The sequence below is a fragment of the Dokdonella sp. genome, from assembly GCF_044227025.1.
In the GTDB taxonomy this organism is placed as follows: domain Bacteria; phylum Pseudomonadota; class Gammaproteobacteria; order Xanthomonadales; family Rhodanobacteraceae; genus Dokdonella_A.
In genome coordinates, this window is the sequence record NZ_JBGAFX010000003.1 from 266,656 (window position 1) to 286,108 (window position 19,453).

19 protein-coding genes are annotated in these 19,453 nt (G+C 66.3%); 7 read left to right on the plus strand and 12 right to left on the minus strand.

Features of this window, described 5'->3' with window-relative positions; genetic code table 11:
- Window positions 1–10 precede the first annotated feature (10 nt).
- Entirely contained in the window at window positions 11–388 is a 378-nt protein-coding gene (locus tag ACILRJ_RS08925) for a DUF2304 domain-containing protein (RefSeq protein WP_395682520.1), read from the minus strand.
- Complete coding sequence (locus ACILRJ_RS08930; protein ID WP_395682522.1) at window positions 382–1,170, minus strand: glycosyltransferase family 2 protein; 789 nt, start codon at window positions 1,168–1,170, stop codon at window positions 382–384. Before ACILRJ_RS08930 ends, ACILRJ_RS08925 begins: the two co-directional genes overlap by 7 nt.
- A 381-nt stretch (window positions 1,171–1,551) precedes the next feature.
- Between ACILRJ_RS08930 and ACILRJ_RS08935 the strand changes: the two genes are divergently transcribed.
- The 4 genes from ACILRJ_RS08935 (at window position 1,552) to ACILRJ_RS08950 (ending at window position 4,908) form a co-directional block, all read left to right on the plus strand.
- A complete protein-coding gene (locus ACILRJ_RS08935) occupies window positions 1,552–2,301 on the plus strand; it encodes a hypothetical protein (RefSeq protein ID WP_395682524.1) in 750 nt (249 codons plus the stop codon).
- A gap of 31 nt (window positions 2,302–2,332) precedes the next feature.
- Window positions 2,333–2,824 (plus strand): hypothetical protein, encoded by a 492-nt coding sequence (locus ACILRJ_RS08940; RefSeq protein ID WP_395682526.1) that lies wholly within the window; start codon window positions 2,333–2,335, stop codon window positions 2,822–2,824.
- A gap of 177 nt (window positions 2,825–3,001) precedes the next feature.
- On the plus strand, window positions 3,002–4,402 hold the full coding sequence (locus tag ACILRJ_RS08945) for a hypothetical protein (RefSeq protein WP_395682528.1): 1,401 nt from the start codon (window positions 3,002–3,004) through the stop codon (window positions 4,400–4,402).
- A gap of 11 nt (window positions 4,403–4,413) precedes the next feature.
- A complete protein-coding gene (locus ACILRJ_RS08950; protein ID WP_395682530.1) occupies window positions 4,414–4,908 on the plus strand; it encodes a hypothetical protein in 495 nt (164 codons plus the stop codon).
- Between the two features lie 93 nt (window positions 4,909–5,001).
- Here ACILRJ_RS08950 and ACILRJ_RS08955 read toward each other — a convergent pair whose 3' ends face one another.
- The 8 genes from ACILRJ_RS08955 to ACILRJ_RS08990 form a co-directional block, all read right to left on the minus strand.
- Window positions 5,002–5,721, minus strand: a complete 720-nt coding sequence (locus tag ACILRJ_RS08955; RefSeq protein ID WP_395682532.1) for a UDP-2,3-diacylglucosamine diphosphatase — start codon at window positions 5,719–5,721, stop codon at window positions 5,002–5,004.
- Window positions 5,722–5,814: 93 nt separating this feature from the next.
- Complete coding sequence (locus ACILRJ_RS08960) at window positions 5,815–6,504, minus strand: peptidylprolyl isomerase (RefSeq protein ID WP_395682534.1); 690 nt, start codon at window positions 6,502–6,504, stop codon at window positions 5,815–5,817.
- A gap of 216 nt (window positions 6,505–6,720) precedes the next feature.
- Complete coding sequence (gene ppx / locus ACILRJ_RS08965) at window positions 6,721–8,250, minus strand: exopolyphosphatase (protein ID WP_395682536.1); 1,530 nt, start codon at window positions 8,248–8,250, stop codon at window positions 6,721–6,723.
- A gap of 140 nt (window positions 8,251–8,390) precedes the next feature.
- Window positions 8,391–10,469: a polyphosphate kinase 1 gene (gene ppk1 / locus ACILRJ_RS08970; protein ID WP_395682538.1), complete on the minus strand. Its 2,079-nt coding sequence runs from the start codon at window positions 10,467–10,469 to the stop codon at window positions 8,391–8,393.
- A gap of 24 nt (window positions 10,470–10,493) precedes the next feature.
- On the minus strand, window positions 10,494–11,426 hold the full coding sequence (locus tag ACILRJ_RS08975; protein WP_395682540.1) for a PstS family phosphate ABC transporter substrate-binding protein: 933 nt from the start codon (window positions 11,424–11,426) through the stop codon (window positions 10,494–10,496).
- Window positions 11,423–12,736 carry a phosphate regulon sensor histidine kinase PhoR gene (gene phoR / locus ACILRJ_RS08980; RefSeq protein WP_395682542.1) on the minus strand — a complete coding sequence of 438 codons (1,314 nt, stop codon included), beginning with the start codon at window positions 12,734–12,736 and terminating at the stop codon, window positions 11,423–11,425. Before phoR ends, ACILRJ_RS08975 begins: the two co-directional genes overlap by 4 nt.
- Window positions 12,737–12,769: 33 nt before the next feature.
- Window positions 12,770–13,459, minus strand: coding sequence for a phosphate regulon transcriptional regulator PhoB (gene phoB / locus ACILRJ_RS08985; RefSeq protein ID WP_395682544.1), 690 nt, complete (start codon window positions 13,457–13,459; stop codon window positions 12,770–12,772).
- A 234-nt stretch (window positions 13,460–13,693) separates the two neighbouring features.
- Entirely contained in the window at window positions 13,694–15,409 is a 1,716-nt protein-coding gene (locus ACILRJ_RS08990; protein ID WP_395682546.1) for a M48 family metalloprotease, read from the minus strand.
- Window positions 15,410–15,611: 202 nt separating this feature from the next.
- Between ACILRJ_RS08990 and grxC the strand changes: the two genes are divergently transcribed.
- Together grxC and ACILRJ_RS09000 are read left to right on the plus strand one after the other, a co-directional pair.
- On the plus strand, window positions 15,612–15,875 hold the full coding sequence (grxC, locus tag ACILRJ_RS08995; protein ID WP_395682548.1) for a glutaredoxin 3: 264 nt from the start codon (window positions 15,612–15,614) through the stop codon (window positions 15,873–15,875).
- The gene (locus ACILRJ_RS09000) at window positions 15,872–16,249 is read left to right on the plus strand and encodes a carboxymuconolactone decarboxylase family protein (RefSeq protein WP_395682550.1); all 378 of its coding nucleotides are present in this window, start codon (window positions 15,872–15,874) and stop codon (window positions 16,247–16,249) included. Before grxC ends, ACILRJ_RS09000 begins: the two co-directional genes overlap by 4 nt.
- A 4-nt stretch (window positions 16,250–16,253) precedes the next feature.
- Here the strand turns inward: ACILRJ_RS09000 and ACILRJ_RS09005 are convergent, their stop codons facing one another.
- Window positions 16,254–17,360, minus strand: a complete 1,107-nt coding sequence (locus ACILRJ_RS09005; protein WP_395682552.1) for a hypothetical protein — start codon at window positions 17,358–17,360, stop codon at window positions 16,254–16,256.
- A 176-nt stretch (window positions 17,361–17,536) separates the two neighbouring features.
- On the opposite strand from ACILRJ_RS09005, the gene ACILRJ_RS09010 reads away from it, so the two are divergent.
- Window positions 17,537–18,544, plus strand: coding sequence for an isocitrate dehydrogenase (locus tag ACILRJ_RS09010; RefSeq protein WP_395682554.1), 1,008 nt, complete (start codon window positions 17,537–17,539; stop codon window positions 18,542–18,544).
- A 75-nt stretch (window positions 18,545–18,619) separates the two neighbouring features.
- Here ACILRJ_RS09010 and thiD read toward each other — a convergent pair whose 3' ends face one another.
- Window positions 18,620–19,420 carry a bifunctional hydroxymethylpyrimidine kinase/phosphomethylpyrimidine kinase gene (gene thiD / locus ACILRJ_RS09015; protein ID WP_395682556.1) on the minus strand — a complete coding sequence of 267 codons (801 nt, stop codon included), beginning with the start codon at window positions 19,418–19,420 and terminating at the stop codon, window positions 18,620–18,622.
- Window positions 19,421–19,453: the final 33 nt, after the last annotated feature.

Consider the following 19,453-nt stretch of genomic DNA (forward strand, 5'->3'; position numbering starts at 1 on the left):
GCGCGGGCGCTCACTCGTCGTCGTCGGCAGGCTCGGTATCGGCCGAACCGCCAAGCCGCACGAGTTCCTGTTCGAGGATCGCGAGTTTCTGGGTCAGGCGGCGCAGACGCCGCTCCTGCTTCGAGCGGTCGATGTCGAGCTTGAGCAGTCGCAGCAGCACCAGCGACAGGCCGATGATGATCGGCAGCACCGGTGCGTAGAAGATTCCGGTCGCATGGCCGAGCCAGACCACCAGGCCCGGGAAAACCCCGAGCACGAAGGTCGCCGCGGCAACGCCGAACCACCAGATCGCGTACGGGCCATGCAGGTGATCGCGACGGACCAGGAACAGGATCGCGCCGGCCAACGCAACCCCGAGGATCGCCGAGGTAATCTGCCCGGTCAGCATGCCGCCGGCTCCCCACGCAATGCCTTGCGCCGACGCCGGCCCGCATCGATCTGCGCCACGCACAGCACCGTCGTATGCAGCAGATAGCGTGCGACCACCGGCCACGACGCGAATACGCGCGAATGCCCGGTACTGCGCGGCAGCATCGGCACCTCGGTCTCTTCCATCCGCATGCCGTTCTTCGCGAGCAGCATCAATACGCCGACATCCTGATAGTCGAGCAGGCTGGCCTCCGGTCCGGCGAGGACTTCGATCGCGCTGGCGTCGTAAAGGCGCAGCCCGGAGGTGAAATCGCTCAGACCAAGCCCGCTCAGCGTGCGCAGATAGTGCCAGGCGATCCGCTTGGCGCGGCTGAGTCGACCAAAGCAGGTGCCGATGACGACGTTCGCGCCCGAGCGCTGCTGCGCTTCGAACAGGGCCGGCAAGGTCATCGGCTCGTGCTGGCCGTCGGCATCCAGCGTGATCACGCTGCGATAGCCATTGCGGCGCGCGTAGCGGACGCCCGCCTGCGTCGCGCCCCAGGCGCCGAGACCGAACGTCAGGCGCAGGGTCTGTGCGCCCGCCGTGCGCGCGACGGCGGTGGTATCGTCTGAACTCGCATCGTCAACCACCAGGACGGCGCAGCCGAGTGCGCTCCGTACCCCGGCAACGACCGCGCCAACCGTGGCGGCTTCGTCGCGGGCGGGGATGACCGCCAGGCAGTCGACGGCGGCAGGCGGTAGCGGGCAGGTGTCGGGCACGTAGGCGTTTGACGGGCGGAAGGGGAGCGCGATTCTGCGCATCGAACCGGATCAGGTCAACGCGCGGGCAGGAATACCTTGCTATATAGGGGCTTGCAGGAGAAGGAGCGAGCCGCGCAGGCGCTTGGGTGGCCCGCGCGTGATCATCCCGGTCGGCTTTGTGCGCATGTCGTGTCCGGTTCTCCTTCGCTCGTGCGTCATTGAGCATCGTGGGCTGGAGGCAAACGCCGCTAGCCGGGGTCCGGGCCCCCCGTAATGGGGAGTCCGTCTCGAAACGGGAAGGTCGGCCGAGCCCACGTCCAATCCGTGTTGACATGGTGTTAAAGATTGCACTATTGTCCGCGCGGATCGGGCTTGGTTGACCAATTTAACCAATGGGGACTGGGGCAAACGCTCCGCCCGAGACACTCTGGGAGATATTCCATGAATGCAAAGATGAAGGTTCTTTCGCTCGCCCTGGTTGGCCTTTGCGGTTATGCAGGCAGCGCTCTGGCGGTTTGCCCGGCTGGCCCGGCCGTCGCCGATGGTGGCGCGTGGACGAGCAAGGCGCAGCTGAGCGGTGGTACGGTCGCGATCGCGACGCCGGGCCTCGATGGCAGCGAGTGCAAGCTCAATGCGCAGCTTGGCAACTCGTTCGCCTCGCTGGCGACCGTGCTTGACGATACGCCGGCAAACGAGCCGCGGTATCGCTTTCAGTTTCTCATCAATGCCGACGCGACCGGCACTTTCGGCCTGACCGACGCCGTCAGCGCGTTTTCGGCGAACGCCGCCGCTGCCGCGCACGGCCGCGTGCCGATCCTGCAGCTTGCGCTGGTTCCGGGTGCGGGCGGTGCGAAGCGCATCTCGTTCGTCGCCTCTTGCGCCGGCGGCGCGAGCTTCCGTTGCTCCGGCCAGACTGCTGACCTGCCGGCTGGCGTGAATCGCATCGAAGTCGATCTGACGATCGGTGCCTCGGGCACGCTCAAGTACTGGCTGAATGCTCCGGCCGGCACGACCGAGCCTGCGGCGACCGGTACGGTCGCAATCACCGGTGGCAACGCAGACTGGATCGGCGTCGACAAGGGCGTGCTGGGTCTCGGCGCACCGTCGCCGAGCTTCAAGAACACGCATAATGGTCAGCTCATCGGTTTCGACACGTTTGATTCGCGTCGTTCGACCTATATCGGCAGCTAATAATTCTGATTCACCTGATTGGAGTGACAACATGAAGAAACTCTGTCTCGGCCTGCTGATCGCGGGTGCTTTCACCTCGGGTGCCGCCATGGCGCAGACCTGCACGACCCCCGGCACTTGGACTCCCGATGCGGCGGGCACTCCCTCCGTGAGCTCGGATCTGTGCGCGGGCTCCGACTCGGTCGCGCTGTACTGCGATTTCCTCGACTCCGCGGGCAAGAACGACGCGGTGTGGCAGGTCACGTTCGCCGCCGGTTTCACGGCGACGCAGATCACCGTGACCGGTGGTGCGGCTGGCTTCAACCCGGTCATCTACATGTACACCGCGGCCTGCGCAACGGGCAGCGGCTGCGTGCAGTCGGGTGACTCGGGCAATCCGATTCCGCTGGCCGGCACCGCCGCGGGCTCGTACTTCCTTGCCGCTTCCGCTGCGTCGTCCGACGCGTCGGGCGCATGCGGTTCGGTGACCTTGGGCACCAACGGCACGTTCCCGGTTTCCCTGCAGAGCTTCACGGTCGGGTAATCCGGCTTCTTGATCGACCCGAAGACCCACCCGGCGACGGGTGGGTCTTTTTTTGCCTGCGCATCACCAAACCGCGCACGCGAGCCTGGCGTGCAGCAGCCTGCCGCAAGCGCCCGGAGTGGAACCTTCGCGCGGGAGCGCGGTCTGTTCCGGTCTGCAACGTCTGGGAATTTCAGCATGGCCCTCCAGTTCCTACCCTTGCTCGCCTCGGCGGCAATTTCCGCATCTTCGCCTTCGCCGTCGCATCTTCAGATCAAGCGATGCGAATTCGACGAGGCCTACCAGTTCGGCGCGACAAGCTGCTCGCTGCAGCTGAGCAATTCCGGCGACAAGCCCATCACGATCCAGAGCGCCATTGCAGCGGTACCGGGCGACAGCGTGGCCGGCATCCCGTTGGTGGTGCCGCCGCACGCCACGGTATACGCGCAGGCGCGCGTGAACTGGAACAACGAGCTCGGTCACGCGATCCGGTTGTTCCGCCTCGTCACCGACGAAGCAGGTCAGGAAAAACGCAACGCGGAAATCACCGGTTTCGTCGGCAGTGCGTTGGAAGACGGCAAGCCGAAACTCGATTTCGGCGTCGTCAACGTGCCCGGCGAGCCGGTCGAAAAGACCGTTGCCCTGTCCAGCCGAGAGGTCAGCGACTTCCGCATCGTGAAGATTCTCGCGGCACCTGCGTACATCGACGCACGCATAGGCGCCGACGGCAAGACGGTGGTCGCGCGAACGCGCTCCGAGCTGCCGTGGGGACTGCAAGAAGACGGCAAAATTCGCGTGGAGATCAACACACCGAACCAGCGCGAAGCCTGGGTGGCGGTGCGCATCGACGTCCACGGCGAGGTGGTTCCGGACGCGAATCCACTTTCCCTCGGCCTGATGCGCAAAGGCAACAAGAACGAATTCCTCGTGCGCCTGACCAGTCGCGACGGAAAGGATTTCGAAGTCGGCAAGGTGCATGCGGAACGCCTGCGTGGAAACGCAAGCGTCGAATCCTGCGTTCCCGCCCAGGCCGGTTGCCGACTCGTGCGCTTTCACGTCGCCGAAGACCAGCCGACCGGCGCGATCGGTGACAGCATTCGGATCGAACTGCCCGGTCTGCAGCGTGAGCTGCCGGTCGTCGTGTGGGGAATGCTGGTCGGGCCTCATACCCAGGTGCGCGACCTCGGCGAGGAAATGCAGAAGGCGGCCGAAGCACAGGCCAAGCGCGGTGTCGCGCTCGATTCTCCGGCGGCCCCGCGCAAGGGCGTCGACCTGAAGGAAGCACTGAGGGCCAATGTGGAAAAGGAAACCCCGGTGCCGCCGCCGGCAGGAAACGGCCCGCTGCTGAAATGGTCGGTGCTGCATGAATCGGCGATCCACGGCTACGCGATCTATCGAGCGGACTCGGAATCCGGGCCCTTCGTCCGCATCAACAAGGACACGATAGCAACCACCGCCGTTGGCGAAGGCGGCGCGAGCTACCAATGGCGCGACAACACCGCGACCAGCGGCAAGACCTACTGGTACTATGTGGGCCTGCTGAACAAGGATGGCAGCAAGGGCAACCTCACGCCGCCGCAGAAGGCGGTCGCCAAATAGGGTATGCACAAATGAAACATGCAGCATTCGCAGTCATTGTGTTTGCGGGTTTCCTGGGCGCCGGCTCGGTAAATGCGCAAACGTGCGCGGCGCCGGGCGTGTGGACGCCGTCGCCAAGCGGGGCCCCCGCGCTGGTGATGGATCTTTGCAGCGGGTCGGAATCGGTCGCGCTGTACTGCGATTTCCTCGATTCCGCGGGCAAGAATGATGCGGTATGGCAGCTGAGCTTTGCCGCCGGTTTTACGGCCTCGCAGATCGCCGTGTCGGGTGGCGCTGCCGGATTCAATCCGGTCATCTATCTGTATTCGTCCACCTGTGCCAGCGGCAGTGGCTGCGTGGCGTCCGGGGATACGGCCAATCCGCTCCCCTTGGCCGGTGTATCACCCGGGTCCTATTTCCTCGCCGTGACGGCCGCGTCTGCCGATGCCTCCGGCGCATGTGGTGCTGTCATTCTGTCCACGAACGGCTATGTGCCGGTAAGCCTGCAGGCCTTTTCGATCGACTGATTCGATCTTGCATCGCTGCTTGCTTCGCCAATCGCCAGGTACGGAGGTTTCGCTGCCGGAAACGGCGTCGGAGCTCCGAACAGGCGGCGGGCCCTAACGTACGGCATCCAGTGCCGTGAGACCGCCTGAGCAGCGAAGCACGCTTCCTTGTTCGTACCAGTCGCCGAGGACCACGCGCTCGGCGTCGTCGCCGCCGAGGTCGATGGCATGGATCGCGGGTCGGTGGGTGTGTCCGTGGATCATCCTCCGCACGCCGTGCTGGCGAAGCTCCGACAGCACTTCTGCTGCGTTCACGTCGGTGATCGCGTCGCCGATCGAGCGCGTGTAGCGCTGGCTCTCCGCGCGCGCTTGCGCCGCAAATGCCTGGCGCTCGACCACTGGTCGCGCGAGGAACGCGCGCTGCCACGCCGGGTTGCGTGACTGCGCGCGGAATGCCTGATACGGCGCATCGTCCGTGCACAGCGTATCGCCGTGCATGAGCAGGATGCGTTCGCCTTCGATCTCGACGATGCTCGGATCCGGCAGCAGGGTCATGCGAGCGCGGCGTGCATAGGCGTCGCCGAGAAGGAAGTCGCGGTTGCCGTGGATGAAGAAGCAGGGCACGTTGCGCGCATGCAGCGACGCGAGTGCGGCTGCCACCTGGTCAGCGGTCGCATCCGCCGCGTCGTCGCCGATCCACGCCTCGAACAGGTCGCCGATGATGTAGAGCGCGTTCGCCCGGGTCGCTTCCGAGTGCACGAAGTCGACGAACAGCTGGCTGATGTGCGGCCGCGATGCGTCGAGATGCAGATCGGAAATGAACAGTGTGGTCATCAGGCAGCCGAGGTGACGGGGTCGGGATCGGGCCGGCGCGGCTTTCCGTATCCGGCCCTCTCCCGTAGGAAGAGGGCCGGCGTCAACGATGACTCAGGGCAGGATGCTCGCCTTTTCGATCAGAACCGCGGTGGTCGGCACGTCGCTCGGGAACGGGCCCTGCGCGCCGGTCTGCACCGCGCGGATCTTGTCGACGACGTCGAGGCCGCTGACGACCTTGCCGAACACGCAGTATCCGGGGTTCGCGTCGCCCGCGTAGTCGAGGCGCGGATTGTCGACGGTGTTGATGAAGAACTGCGCGGTCGCGGAATTCGGGTCGGCAGTGCGCGCCATTGCGAGCGTGCCACGCAGGTTGCTGAGGCCGTTCTTCGATTCATTGACGACTGGTGCGCGCGTCTTCTTCTGGCGCAGGTCGGGCGTGAAGCCGCCGCCCTGGATCATGAAGTTGGCGATCACGCGATGGAACACGGTGCCGTCATAGAAGCCGAGCTTGACGTAGGTGAGGAAGTTGTCGACCGACTTCGGCGCCTTGTCCGGGTACAGCTCGAGCGTGATGTCGCCGAGGCTGGTCTTGAGCAGCACTTTCGACGGTGCCGGTGCCTCGGTCGAAGTCGCTGCCTCGGCTTTCGCCTCGGCCTTGACGGGCGCTTTCGCGGCGGATTTTGCGGCGACAGCCTTGGTGGCGGCTTTCGCCGCCGGCTTGGCCGCCGGCGCAGCCGGCGCCTGGGCGAGCGCGAGCGCGGGCAGCATCAGGGCGAATGCGAGCAACAGGCGTCGGATCATCGGTAAATCTCCACAGGGGGTCGGGAAGGCGAATGATAGGCGCTGCAATCCGGCGAGTCATTCGATGTGGGGAATGAGAGCCGAGGGAGATGGGTCGGGCCGAGTTCCCTGTGGAGCGATGTCCGCCGTCCGCGAACGCCCTTCTCGCAGCAGCGCACCCTGCGCGCGACCGCCACACCGAATCGCATCCCCATGCGTCGCCAGGTTCTGCCGGCCTCAGGCGGCGGCCTTCTCCAGCGGCCGGACCTGCAATTTGAGGTCGAGCTGCTTGATCTGGTCGCGTTCCTGTTCGAGGTCGGCACGAGTCAGTGGGTGCTGCTCGAGCCAGCGACTGGGAAGCTCGAGGCGCAGGGCGCGATCTTCGGCATCGAGGCGCAGCGGAGGCAGTGGTTCGGTCGTGCGGGCGCGTTCGAGCAGGGCCGCCAGGCGCAGCAATGCGGTCACGCGGCGCACCGGCTGGCGCAGCCGTTCGGGCAGTGCGTCGATCGTTTCGCGGTCGGGCTTGCGCCGGTGCGAGCGGATGATCGCCGCGAGCGCCTGCTGACCCTGGCGGCTGAAGCCGGCGAGGTCGGAATTCGCGACGATGTAGGCGCCGTGGATGTGATGCAGGCTGTGTGCGATCGCCAGGCCGATCTCGTGGATGTCGGCGGCCCAGCCGAGCAGGTCGCGCTCGAGGCTGCCAAGCTGCCAGGCGTCGGCGACCTGCTCGAACAGTTCCAGCGCGGCGTGGTGCACGCGCGCGGCCTGGCCTCGGTCGACCGCGTATCGCGACGCGAGTGCCGTGATGCTGGCGGCGCGTGGATCGCCGTGCATCGCGCGGCCGACCATGTCGTACAGCAATCCCTCGCGCATCGCGGTTTCGCACACGCCCATGTGCTCGAGACGGAACATCGCGAACACCGTTTCGAGGATCGCGACGCCAGCGGCGATGATCGGCGTGCGATCTTCGGCGAGACCCGCCAGCCGCAGGTTTTCGACACTGCCGGCTTCGAGGATCGCGTCGCGCAAGCGCAGCAGCGACGAGGCGCTGATGCCTTGCTCGCTCCAGCCGTTCGCCTGTACCACGCTGCCGATCGCCTTGGCGGTGCCGGACGAGCCGATCGCCTCGCCCCAGCCGCGCGCGCGATAGTCCTCGGCAAACTGTTGCAGCTCCACAGCAATCTCGGTCTGCGCCTGCTTCCAGCGCTTGGGCGTGAATTTGCCGTCGCCGAAGAAGCGCAGGGTGCTGGCGACGCAGCCAACCTGGATGCTTTCGGTTTCGAGCGCGTCGAAGCCCTGGCCGATGATGAACTCGGTGCTGCCGCCGCCGATGTCGACGACCAGGCGACGCTGGGTCGACTCGGCGAGGTCGTGCGACACGCCGAGGTAGATCAGGCGTGCTTCCTCGCGGCCACTCACGATTTCGATCGGATGGCCGAGCGCGGTTTCGGCCGGCAGCAGGAACGCCTGCGGATTGGCGAGGCGGCGCACGGTATTGGTGGCGACCGCGCGCACCCGCTCGTGCGGCAGCGCGCGCAGGCGCTGACCGAAGCGCGCGAGGCAGGTGAGGGCACGCTCGCGGTGCGCCGCGTCGAGACTGCCGTTCGCACCCAGTCCCATCGCCATGCGCACGCTGTCGCGCAGTCGGTCGATCAGGCGCAGTCCACCGTGCTCGTAGCGCGCGACGACGAGGTGGAAGCTGTTGGAGCCGAGATCGACTGCCGCTAGCAGCTCGCCATCACGCAGTTGGGCAGGCGCGTCCTTCACGTCGTCGGCTCGCTCGCTGGGTTCGTCGATTGTCGCACATTGCAGATCGGCTTCAGCGGGCAACCGGGCGCGCCGCGTTCGAATCCCTGGGGCCCCCGTTCGCCCTCAACGCAGGCCGGTGGCACGAACGGATGTCGGCATTACGAAGCGAACTTCGCGAGCAGTGAAGCCTGTGCCGAATGCGGCGGGTCGGAACCCGGCAGAAGTCGCTGGTAGGTGCCGTCCGGCTGCAACTGCCAGGCCTGCGTGTTGTCGGCGAGGTAGGTCGTGAGGGATTCGTCGCAAACGCGCTGGGCCAGCTGGGGGTCGCGGATCGGGAAGCAGGTCTCGATCCGTCGCAGCAGGTTGCGTTCCATCCAGTCCGCACTCGAGCAATACACTTCCGGGGTTGCGTCGTTCTGGAACCAGTACACGCGGCTGTGTTCGAGGAAACGCCCGACGATCGAGCGAACGCGGATGTTGTCGGACACGCCCGGAATGCCCGGACGCAACGCGCACGCGCCGCGCACGATCAAGTCGATCTGCACGCCGGCCTGCGATGCGCGATACAGCACCTCGACGACCTGTTCCTCGTTCAACGCGTTCATCTTCGCGATGATGCGCGCGGGCTTGCCGGCTTGCGCATGCACGATCTCGCGCTCGATCTTTTCCTTCAGTCCCTTGTGCAGGGTGAACGGCGAATGCAGCAGGCATTTCAGCTTGATGATGGGGCCGAGGCCGGACAGCTGCAGGAACAGCAGGTGGGCGTCCTCGCCGATGTCCGGGTTCGCGGTCATCAGGCCGAAGTCGGTGTAGATGCGCGAGGTGATCTGGTGATAGTTGCCCGTCGACAGGTGCGCGTAGCGGCGCAGCGCGCCCTGTTCGCGGCGCACGATCAACAGCATCTTCGCGTGGGTCTTGTAGCCGACCACGCCGTACACGACCTGCACGCCGGCTTCCTGCAGGCGATTGGCGAGGCGCAGATTCGCCTCCTCGTCGAAGCGCGCGCGCAGTTCGACCACCACCGTAACGTCCTTGCCCTGGCGCGCCGCCTCGATCAGGTGATCGACCAGCGGCGAATCGTTGCCGACGCGATAGAGGGTCTGCTTGATCGCCAGCACGTCCGGATCGACGCTCGCCTGGCGCACCAGTTCGATCACCGCGCCGAACGATTCGAACGGATGATGCAGCAGGATGTCGCGTTCGCGGATCGCGTCGAACAGGCTGCCTTCGTCGATGACGACCGGCAGCAGGCGCGGCGTGAAGGCGGGGAACTTCAGGTCGGGCCGATCGATCTGGTCGTACACCACATTCGCGCGGCTCACGTTGACCGGGCCTTCGCAGCGGTATACCTCCGAGTCGGTCAACTCGAAGTTCTGCACGAGCATTCCGGCGATCGCCTTCGGACAGTTGTCGGCGACCTCCAGGCGCACCGGCCGCGCGAAGCCGCGACCCTTGAGTTCGTCGCGCAGCGCGAGCGCGATGTTCTGCACGTCGTCCTCGTCGACCACGAGTTCGCTGTTGCGGGTGACGCGGAACTGGTACGAGCCCTTGACCTGCATGCCCGGGAACAGTTCGTCCATGAACTCGTGCAGGATGCTGGACAGGAACACGAAGTCGTACGGCGATTCCGACACCTCGGCCGGCAGGCGGATCAGGCGTGGCAGGGAACGCGGCGCGCGCACCAGCGCCATGTGGCCTTCGCGACCGAACGCGTCGCGTCCCTTCAGTACGACTGCAAGGTTCAGGCTCTTGTTGAGGATGCGCGGGAACGGATGCGCCGGATCGAGTCCGAGCGGCGACAGCACCGGCAGGATCTCGTTGCGGAAGTAGCCCTGCAGCCAGCGGCGCTGCTTGACGGTCCAGCTGTCGCGTTTGGAGAAGCGGATGCCTTCCGCGTCGAGCGCGGGCAGCAGAACCGCGTTCCAGAAGTCGTACTGCGCCTTGACCAGCACCAGCGCGCGTTCGCGGATCAGGCCGAGCACTTCGCCCGGCGGCATCGCATCCGGTCCTGCGCGCAATTCGCTGAGGTTGACCTGCTCGCGCAGCACGGCGACGCGCACTTCGAAGAATTCGTCGAGATTGGTGCACGAGATGCACAGGTAGCGCATGCGTTCGAGCAGCGGCACGCGCGGGTCCTGTGCCTGCGCGAGTACGCGGAAATTGAATTCGAGCTGGGCCAGCTCGCGATTCAGGTAGAGACTCGGGTCGCGCAGGTCCTGCGGTACTTCACGGTTCATGGCGGCAAGTCCATCCGGTGACGCTCACGGCAGCGAGGCGCGTTGTTCGCGCACTTCGTCCGCTTCCAGGGGTAAGAAACCTTCGTGACGCAAAAGCTGCTGCCCCTCGTCCGACAGGATGTAGGCAATGAACGCGCGTGGCAATGGCGCGAGCGGTTGTTGCGGGCGCTGGTTGACGTAGACATGGATCGCGCGCGCGAGCGGATAGCGTCCCGAGGCGACGGTTTGTGCATCCGGCGTAGTGGCGGCATCCGCTGCGTCGCGCGCGACCGCCAGTGTCTTGACCAGGCCATTGACGTAGCCGAGGCCGGCGTAGCCGATCGCCTCGGGATTGCGCGCGACGGTCGCTACGACGGCACCGTTGCCAGGCCATGCGATGACCTCGGCGCGGTAGCGGCCGCCGCAGAGTGCGGTCTCGCGGAAGAGTTCATGCGTGCCGGAACCGCTGTCGCGACCGGTCGCGAGTATCGGCGACTGCAATGCCGGCGCGCGGATCGAAGCATCGAGTTCGCCCCAGCGATGGATCGGTCGTACGCCACCGCAGCTGCGCGTCGACGAATAGATCGCATCGATCTCGGCCAGGGTGATGCGCGCGCGCGGATTGTCCGGATGCACGAACACCGCGATCGCGTCATGCGCGACCACGAAACCGGTTGGCTCGTAGCCGAAGCGTTCGCGAAAGGCGGCTTGCTCGCTCGCATTCATCGGTCGACTCATGGGGCCGAGATCGGCGGCGCCTTCGATCAGCGCGATCGGCGCACTCGCCGAACCACTGCCCTGCACCTGGATGCGCGCTGCGGGATGGCTTGCCTGGAACCCGGCTGCCCAATGCGTCATCAGCGCGCTCGCCGTGTCGGAGCCGACACTGGTGAGCGTGCCGCCGATGGAGTCGACGGCGCTTGCCGCGTTTGTCGTCAGCGCAAGCGCAAGGCACAACGCATGCATCGCGATGCTCATGGCGCTTCCGCGAGCGCGAGTGGTTCAAGCAGGCGCTCGGCGCCGAACACGCAGGCGAAGGTGCTGCCGACGCCGGGTTCACTTCGGATTTCCAGACGCGCCTGGTGCAGTTGCAGGACGTGCTTGACGATCGAGAGACCGAGCCCGGTACCGCCGCTCTCGCGCGAGCGGCTGGTCGAGACGCGGTAGAAGCGCTCGGTCAGGCGCGGCAGATGCTGCGCCGGAATGCCCTGGCCGGTATCGCTGACGGAGAGGCGTGCGCCGACGCCGTCACTCTCCCAGCGCACCGTGATGCGCCCGCCCGCCGGCGTGTAGCGCACCGCGTTGCTGACCAGGTTCGAGAACGCGCTATGCAGTTCCTTCGACGATCCGAGCAGGTCATGGCGGTCGTCGATCCCGGTTGTCACTTCATGCGCGCCCTGGCTCAAGGCCGCGGCTTCGCGGCGCAAGGCTTCGAGCAGCGGGCGCATGCTGATTCGTTCCTGCGGCAGGTCGCTGCGCGCTTCCAGCCGCGAGAGCGTCAGCAGGTCCTCGACGATCTGTGTCATGCGTCGCGATTGATTGCGCAGCTCATGCAGGATCGGCTCGTATTCCGGCACCTGTTCCGGTTCGATCATGTCGAGGTAGCCGTGCACGACGGTCAGCGGCGTGCGCAGTTCATGCGAGACGTTCGCGACGAAATCCCGCCGCACTTGCTCCAGCCGCATCAGCTGGCTGACGTCGCGCGCCACCAGCAGCGCGCGATCGTCGGTGTAGCGGATCAGGCGGAGGCTGAGGCGCAAGTCCTCGCTGACTGGCGAAGGCAGGTCGACCAGCGGCTCGTCGCCCTCACGCAGCAGCCATTCGCCGAAGCGTGGCGAGCGCACCAGATTCGGCAGGTGCGCGCCAAGGTCCTGCGGATACTTGAGGCCGAGCAGTTGGACGGTCGCGGCATTGAACCACTGGATGCGCTGTTCGCGGTCGAGCGCGACGACTGCATCGGGGAGTGCCGCGGCGGCGTCGCGAAACGAACGCAACAGGCGCAGCATGCGTCGCTTGTCGCCGACTGCGGCGATCTGGCGCTTGCGCGTCGTGTTCTGCACTTCGTCCCAGATGCCGCTGCCGTCGGCGGGCGGGATCTGTCGCCGGCTGGCGAGCAGGCGCGAATAGCGCGCCAGCCGCCACGCGCCATGCGCGAGTGTGGCAAGCAGGGCGGCGAGCAGGCACGCGAACAGTGCGTGGGTCAGCATGCCGACGGCCATCGCGAGCAGCAGCAGCACCGCGAGGCGCCAGCCGCTCGAACGCCAGGCGCGGCCTAGGCGGTGTGGCACGAGGGCATGGCCGGGTTGCGCATCGGAGCCGGGTTAGATGCTGGTCGAGAAACGATAGCCGGCACCACGCACGGTCTGCACGAGATCATCCTTGGCGAACGGTTCGAGGGTCTTGCGCAGGCGCCTGATATGCACGTCGACGGTGCGCTCTTCGACGTAGACGCCGCCGCCCCAGACATGATCGAGCAACTGGCTGCGCGTGTAGACGCGCTCGGCATGGGTCATGAAGAAATGCAGCAGGCGGTATTCGGTCGGTCCGATATGCACCGGCTGGTCCCCGCAGAATACGCGGTGTGCTGCGCTGTCTATGCGCAGGCCGCCGAGCTCGACCACGCCTTCGGCGTCCTCGCCATGGGTGCGACGCATGACCGCGCGGATGCGCGCAAGCAGTTCGCGTGTCGAGAACGGTTTGACCACGTAGTCGTCGACGCCGGCATCCAGGCCGCCGACGCGGTCGGTTTCCTCGCCGCGCGCGGTCAGCATGATGATCGGCACTTCGCGCGTGAGTTCGTCCTTGCGCAGGCGTCGCGCGAGGTCGATGCCGCTCATGCCGGGCAGCATCCAGTCGAGCAGGATGAGGTCGGGCACGCGCTCGCCGATCGCGCTCTGCGCCGCGCGTGCGTCTGGGGCGTGCATCGCTTCCATGCCGGCCTTGCGCAGGGCGAAGGCGACCATGTCGCGGATCGCGGTTTCGTCTTCTACGATCAGAATGTGCTTTTGCATGGGGCATCCGCGCAGCGCGGTCGGGCGCGCTTCATGACGTCATCATTGCAACCGGTCATTGTTACGTGGCGATGACATGGGCGGTGAGCACTCGGCACGGCGGCAGGTGGTCGGCGTGCCTCGACCTCGTCTCGCTGCTGCCACAGTCCATGAAATGCATGGTACATCAAAGAGATGCCCGCATCCTCGTGCCGCCGACGGTGTCCCGCGCGGCGCCAGCGTAATTGTGACAATTCAGCGCGCCGTGCAGCAGGACAAGCTGAGCGAACCCGGCTCTCCGGGCGAGGAACGCTTGCGCAGCGCGAGTACCGCCGGGGTGAGCGAAGTGATGCGCGAGTCGATGCGACTGCGCTGGTAGTAGCTCAGGTTCGGCTGCTTGGCCAGCGCCTTGAGCTGGTTCAGTGCATCCTCGGCGTGTCCGGTGAGCCAGGCCGCTTCGGCGTACGCTTCCGCCGCGCGCACCTTGTCGCCGGCGAGTTCGTTCGCACGCGCGAAAGTTCGTTGCAGTTCGGGGTCGTCCGCATGCCGCTGGACCAGGGTGCGCAGCAAGTCGACGGCGCTGCGGGCGCTGGTTGCGTCCGCGCGGGCGATCAACGCGTCGCTGTAGTTGAGCGCGACTGCTCGATTGCCGGGGAATTCGGTCGCAAGTCGGGCGTAGGATGCAAGCGCCTCGGCCTTGCTGCCGGCTTGTTCCTGCGCATGCGCAAGCGCGAGTCGCAGCACCAACGAAGCGGGTTCGCGTGCCACCAGCCTTCCGAGTTCGGCCACCGCGGCCGCCGCGTCGCGCGTGTTCACCAGCGCAAGGGCGTAGCCGTAGCGGTTTGCGACCGTATCGAACGCAGGGTCGTCGCGCAGGTTGTCGGCATAGTAGGCGCGGATTGTCGTTTGCGACTTCGCGATCAGTACGCGGGTACGCTCGCGCATCAGTTCGAAATAGCCTTGCGCCGGTTTGCCGCGTGGTGCGCAGGTGGCGATGGTGACTTGTGGCAGTGCATTGCCGTGGCCGACCGGGTCGACGTGCAGCGTCGTCGCATTGCTCGCCGCGGCGGCGGCCGCTGCGTCCGGCGTGGAGGTTTCCCCGGATGCGCCGCGCCGCGCCGGCAGGCTGAGGTCGAGCGGTCCGTGGCCGATGCGTTCGTCGCTGCGCAGCGGTGTCGGCGTCGGGCAGCCGAGTTGCTCCGCGCGGGCTTTCGCATCGGCGATGCGCTTGGTATCGAGCGGGTGGTCGAGCAGGAATTCCGGGATGTCGACCCCGTTGACGCGCATGACCTTCTGCAGCGCCTGGAAAGCGCCGGCCATCGCGAGTGGATCGAAGCCGGCGCGCGCTAGAGTCTGGATGCCGACGCGGTCTGCTTCGGCTTCGTCGCCACGCGTGAAATTGATCTGGCGCTGCTGGATCAGCGAGGTGCCGGTCATCATCGCGGCGGCCGCGGTGTCGTCATTGCGATGCGCGCTGGCGAGGATCACCCCGAGCATGCCGAGCATGATCGGGATCGACATCTTCTTCTGGTCCTCGAACGCCCGCAGGATGTGCTGCTGTTCGACATGCGAGATCTCGTGGGCGAGCACCCCTGCGAGCTCATCCTCGGTCTGCATCGCGGTGATCAGGCCGGCGTTTGCCGCGACGAAACCGCCAGGGGCGGCAAACGCGTTGATCTGCTCGTCGCGGACGATGAAAAAGTAGAACCCTGAATCGGGATGGTCGCTGCTCGCGACCAGCCGAAAGCCGAGCGCGTTGATGTAGTCGCTGAGCAGCGGATCGTCCACGACGAGCTCGTAGGCGCGCATCTCCTGCAGCATGCCGGCGCCATATTCCCGTAGCTCCTGCGGAGTGGCGAGGCTGGCGGCGGAACTGCCGATGTCGGGCAGTCGGACGTCCGGATCGCGCGCAGCAGCCAGCACGCTGACGCAGGCGATGGTGAGGGCGCTGGCGAGGCGGGAGAAACGCATGGCAAACGGTACCGCGCGATGACCTGACTTCGACCACAGTAGCGCGCGCATGTTCCCGTCGCCAGCACCGGACCCGCGACGGCCAAGGAATGGCTCAGCAGGGATTCATTCCATGGCGGTCCTGCGGCCCATCTTGGGCCCATCTTGCAACGCGCAGCGGTCCGCCCCAATCTTGCGCGGTGTCGTCCAGCCGGGTTGCCCGATGAACCGCGTCGAGATCTACACCACCGCGATCTGTCCGTATTGCGTGTCGGCCAAGCAATTCCTGAAGCAGAAGGGTCTCGCGTTCGAGGAGGTGCGCGTGGACATCGATCCGGCGCGTCGCGAGGAGATGCTGGCGCGCAGCGCCGGACGTCGCACGGTGCCGCAGATTTTCGTGAATGGCGCGCATGTCGGGGGGTTCGACGATCTCGTCGGCGCAGAACGTTCCGGACGTCTGCGCGAATTGATGGAGGCCCAGGCATGAGCGAGCCCACCCGGGACGACCGCGTGCGCGACTTCAGCGCGTTCCGCCAGCGCATGAACGAGCGCATCCTCGGCCAGGACAATCAGGTGGTCCGGCGCTTCTTCGCGCTCGACACGCAGACCTACAAGGCCGGCGCGCTCGACGTGAAGACGAAGGAGATGCTCGGCCTGGTCGCTTCGCTGGTGCTGCGTTGCGATGACTGCATCAGCTATCACATCGCGCAGTGTTTCGATGCGGGCGTCAGCGAAGAGGAGTTCTTCGAGGTGTTCAGCGTCGGGCTGGTGGTCGGTGGATCGATCGTCATACCGCATCTGCGCCGAGGTGTGGATTTCCTCGACCACATGAGTGGTGCAGCCAAGCCGGACGCGCCGTAGCCCGTTACGGCGATACGCGGATCAGTCGGACCGCGGCGCCGTTGGCCTGGCGACCGACGAGGCGGTCGAGGCCGACTCGATCGAAATCGGCGAGCACGTCCGCGCCGTCCGACAGCGTGCACAGGTCGGGCAGGGTGCTAGCGCTGTTGCTGCGACAGTCGAGGCTTGCGTTGGCGCTGCCGTCGACGAGGTGGAACGCATCCGCGTCCTGGCGTGCGGCCGTCGAGAATTCGAACTGGCGCGGGGCGGTCTCGTCATCGGCGACGAGCACCCAGCGGCCGTTCCAGCTGGCGCTGGTTTCACTGGGCGAGAAGCGCATGCGCGACAGCGAGAGCATTCTCACCTCCGTGCCGACGCCGTCCTGTTGCCGCACCAGCCATGCGCGCGCGCGGGTCGGTGCAAGGAATTCGATTTCCAGGCGAGGGCCGGACTGTGCGGTCGGCGGGCTGCCGGTCGGCGAAAACAGTGGATCGCCGTTGGCGAGTTCGACCAAGGGGACGACCGCGGTGCGCCCGCGCACATGGGCGCTGCCGAAGTACCAGGTGGCGCTGCCCGACTCGGCGAATCCATACAGGCTGATCGCGATCTGGTCTCCCTGCGATTCGAGGCTGATCCCGGTGCTGCTCGATGCGGGTCCGGTTTCCGCACTGGCCTGCGACCACCAGAAGCCGCTCTCCGGTTCGATGCTCGCGGACAAGTCGGTATCGACGAGTTGGAACGCCGCCAGCGAACGGGTTCCGTCCGCATCGGAATAGACCCGCAGCCGATACACCTGTCCGCGCAGCAACGGCGTTCCGGCCATGTTCGTGGTATCGACGCGCAGCGCGAACGGACTCGGGTGTGCTTTGTCGCAACCGCTGCGCGAGGCGTGCAGTTCGACCGACAGGTCGACACCCTCCGCATCGACGCGTTCGATCTTCGGCGTGCAATTCGCCGGTGCCCGCCCGTAGATGGCGATGCTCGACGACGGTTGGCGCGAAGACAGGCCCGCGGTTTCGAAGCGCACGCGCAGGCTTGCATCGGCGGCTGCCGCGATGGAGGGAGCGGAGGCGACGAAAGCAGAGCCCGCGGCAACCAACGCGGCGAGTTTTCTTGTGTGGTTCAGGGGCATTAACGGATAATGCGCGCCGACGTCGGCCCGGAGCAAGCCCGGGTCGCGGACATCCCTGTCGCGTAACGGTTTTTCTCGCCGGTGCATGCCACTGACGCCGTGACCTTCCCGAGGTCGCCGGAGCCGCGCGACTGCTCGCCACCCGCGTGTCCAGGCACGCTGCACGGAGTGTTTCGATGAACAAGACCATCGCGGTGATCCGCGGCGACGGGATCGGCCCGGAAATCATGGATGCGACCCTTCGCGTGATCGAATCGCTCGCGCTCGGCCTGCAGTACGAATTCGTCGAAGCGGGTCTCGCCGCCTACGAGAAGAGCGGTGAACTGTTGCCGCAGGTCACGCTCGACGCGATCGCGCGCCATCGGGTTGCGTTGAAGAGCCCGCTGACCACGCCGGTCGGCGAGGGCTTCAGCTCCATCAATGTCGAATTGCGCCGTCGCTTCGACTTGTACGCGAACGTGCGCCCGGCAATTTCGTTCCCGAACACGCGCTCGCGTTTCGCCGAGAACGTGGACCTGATCACGGTGCGCGAGAACACCGAAGGCGCCTATGCCGGCGAAGGCCAGCAGGTCTCCGAGGACGGTGCGACCGCGACACTGGTGCAGAAGATTACGCGCAAGGGTTCAGAGCGCATCGTGCGCTACGCATTCGACCTCGCGCGACGCGTCGGCCGCAAGAAGGTCACGATCGTGCACAAGGCGAACATCCTGAAATCCACCTCGGGCTTGTTCCTCAAGGTCGCGCGCGAGGTCGCCGCGCAGTACCCGGAGATAACCTGCAACGAGATGATCGTCGACAACTGCTGCATGCAGCTGGTGATGAAGCCGGAGCAGTTCGATGTGATATGCACCACCAACCTGTTCGGCGACATCATTTCCGACCTGTGTGCCGGTCTCGTGGGCGGCCTCGGTCTGGCGCCGGGTGCCAACATCGGCGCCGATGCCGCGATCTTCGAGGCCGTGCACGGTTCCGCGCCGGATATCGCCGGCAAGGGTATCGCCAATCCCTGCGCGCTCCTGCTCGGTGCCGCTCAGATGCTCGACCACCTCGACCATCCGACCGAGGCGGCGCGCCTGCGCGCGGCGATCCGCGCGACGCTTGAAGCGCGCGATCGCACTACCCCGGATCTCGGCGGCAGCGGCACGACGCAGACATTCGCCGACGCAATCATTTCGCGCCTGTAAAAGGAGCGATCGCAGGGCTTGTGGTAGGGCGGGTCGAGCGTGCAAGCGCGAGTCCCGCCGCATTTCCGCCCTGCGTCAATCGACGCGCGCACGCCCCGTGCCGAGCACGCGCAGCCGGCTCTTGCCGGGCCGATAGCCAGCGCGCAAGGCGTCCTGCACGAACCCGATCGCGGTTTCGACCGCCGCTTCGAGTGTCATGCCGCGGCTGATGCACGCCGCGATGGCAGCGGACAGCGTGCAGCCGGTGCCGTGATGTTCACCGGCGAGCCGGCGCTGGCGGAACCAGTGTCTGGCCTGCCGCGTCAGCAGCAGATCGACCACCTCGTCACCCGCGAGATGGCCGCCCTTGAGCAGCACCGCGCGTGCGCCGAGATCGAGCAGCCCGGTCGCCGCCGCCTGCATGTCGCGCTGCCGGATGCGGCGGCCGAGCAGGGCCTCTGCTTCCGGAATGTTCGGTGTCACCAAGTCGACGCGCGGCAGCAAGTCACGGCGCAGCGTCGTCGCCAGCGCCTGCGTGCCGAGTCGTGCGCCGGTGGTCGCTACCAGCACCGGGTCGAGAATGAGCGGAATCCTGCGATGCGTCGCGAGCACGGCGACGACTTCGCGCGCGAGCGCGGGCGTTGCCAGCATGCCGAGCTTGATCGCGCCGACACGAAAATCCACCAGCACGGCCTCGATCTGCGCGCGCAGGATAAGGCGTGTCGCGGTCTGCACGGCATCGACACCGCGCGTGTTCTGCGCCGTGAGTGCGGTGATCGCGCAAGTGCCGTGCACCCCGAACGCGGCGAACGTGCGCAGGTCGGCCTGGATACCCGCGCCGCCGCCGGAATCGGAACCAGCAATGGTCAGGGCGATCGGAACGGGGCGGTGGCTCACGAGATCTGTCGTATTTTTGCGACGCCGGTCGCG

What these genes read in the sequence shown, in the direction of transcription:
- ACILRJ_RS09005 (WP_395682552.1), bottom strand. Translation starts at nt 17,360, where the DNA reads ATGCCCCTGAACCACACAAGAAAACTCGCCGCGTTGGTTGCCGCGGGC.
- ACILRJ_RS09000 (WP_395682550.1), top strand. Translation starts at nt 15,872, where the DNA reads ATGAGCGAGCCCACCCGGGACGACCGCGTGCGCGACTTCAGCGCGTTC.
- ppk1 (WP_395682538.1), bottom strand. Translation starts at nt 10,469, where the DNA reads ATGAACCGTGAAGTACCGCAGGACCTGCGCGACCCGAGTCTCTACCTG.
- grxC (WP_395682548.1), top strand. Translation starts at nt 15,612, where the DNA reads ATGAACCGCGTCGAGATCTACACCACCGCGATCTGTCCGTATTGCGTG.
- ACILRJ_RS08945 (WP_395682528.1), top strand. Translation starts at nt 3,002, where the DNA reads ATGGCCCTCCAGTTCCTACCCTTGCTCGCCTCGGCGGCAATTTCCGCA.
- ACILRJ_RS08960 (WP_395682534.1), bottom strand. Translation starts at nt 6,504, where the DNA reads ATGATCCGACGCCTGTTGCTCGCATTCGCCCTGATGCTGCCCGCGCTC.
- ACILRJ_RS08975 (WP_395682540.1), bottom strand. Translation starts at nt 11,426, where the DNA reads ATGAGCATCGCGATGCATGCGTTGTGCCTTGCGCTTGCGCTGACGACA.
- ACILRJ_RS08990 (WP_395682546.1), bottom strand. Translation starts at nt 15,409, where the DNA reads ATGCGTTTCTCCCGCCTCGCCAGCGCCCTCACCATCGCCTGCGTCAGC.
- ACILRJ_RS08935 (WP_395682524.1), top strand. Translation starts at nt 1,552, where the DNA reads ATGAATGCAAAGATGAAGGTTCTTTCGCTCGCCCTGGTTGGCCTTTGC.
- ACILRJ_RS08930 (WP_395682522.1), bottom strand. Translation starts at nt 1,170, where the DNA reads ATGCGCAGAATCGCGCTCCCCTTCCGCCCGTCAAACGCCTACGTGCCC.
- ACILRJ_RS08925 (WP_395682520.1), bottom strand. Translation starts at nt 388, where the DNA reads ATGCTGACCGGGCAGATTACCTCGGCGATCCTCGGGGTTGCGTTGGCC.
- ACILRJ_RS09010 (WP_395682554.1), top strand. Translation starts at nt 17,537, where the DNA reads ATGAACAAGACCATCGCGGTGATCCGCGGCGACGGGATCGGCCCGGAA.
- ACILRJ_RS08955 (WP_395682532.1), bottom strand. Translation starts at nt 5,721, where the DNA reads ATGACCACACTGTTCATTTCCGATCTGCATCTCGACGCATCGCGGCCG.
- phoB (WP_395682544.1), bottom strand. Translation starts at nt 13,459, where the DNA reads ATGCAAAAGCACATTCTGATCGTAGAAGACGAAACCGCGATCCGCGAC.
- ACILRJ_RS08940 (WP_395682526.1), top strand. Translation starts at nt 2,333, where the DNA reads ATGAAGAAACTCTGTCTCGGCCTGCTGATCGCGGGTGCTTTCACCTCG.
- ACILRJ_RS08950 (WP_395682530.1), top strand. Translation starts at nt 4,414, where the DNA reads ATGAAACATGCAGCATTCGCAGTCATTGTGTTTGCGGGTTTCCTGGGC.